Source organism: Psychrobacter sp. 1Y4 (genome assembly GCF_051847555.1).
In genome coordinates, this window is the sequence record NZ_JBPYDE010000413.1 from 1 (window position 1) to 781 (window position 781).

Sequence of the window (781 nt, forward strand, 5' to 3'; positions counted from 1 at the left end):
GTTCGTCGTCATAATAATGATGACTTGCTTAAAGATAGCAACACGGCCATTGTTATCCGTCAACGTGCCGTGATCCATCACCTGCAATAGCAAGTTGAATACATCAGGATGCGCTTTTTCGATCTCATCAAGCAACAATACGCAATGCGGATGTTGATTGATTTTTTCAGTGAGCAAACCACCTTGATCATAACCGACATAGCCTGGAGGCGCACCAATCAGACGTGATGCGGTATGTGCTTCCATATACTCTGACATATCAAAGCGTACCAGCTCTACGCCTAATAGATTGGCCAACTGACGAGAAACCTCTGTCTTACCCACACCTGTCGGTCCTGCAAACATAAACGAACCAATTGGCTTATCCGGTGCTTTTAGTCCTGCACGAGACAGTTTTATCGCATCGGCGAGCGTCGCGATCGCTTCATCTTGACCAAACACTAAGTGCTTAAGATCGCGGTCCAAGTGCTCAAGAATACTCTTATCATCACTCGATACAGATTTTGGTGGAATACGCGCCAATTTAGCAATGATAGCTTCGATATCCGCCACATCAATTTTCATCGGTGGTTTTTGCGCTTTAAAAGCTTTTGCACCATCAGTAGACTTAGCACGATCGTTCGCTTTAGCAGTTTTTGCTTCGTCCTGCATTTCATTATCACTGTCTGCGTCGCTATCGATACCTTCGACATCAGCATCAATCTGTGCATCAAAGTCTTGCTCTAAATCAGCAATAAAACTTTCCTCAGCTTCGATATCATCGACATCAGGAACGACGCCT

General features: G+C 44.8%; 1 protein-coding gene. It reads right to left on the reverse strand.

Features of this window, described 5'->3' with window-relative positions; all coding sequences use genetic code 11:
• Positions 1-781, reverse strand: a 781-nt coding sequence (locus ACS8FC_RS16670) for an AAA family ATPase (protein WP_439297601.1), incomplete at both ends; no start/stop codon positions are given.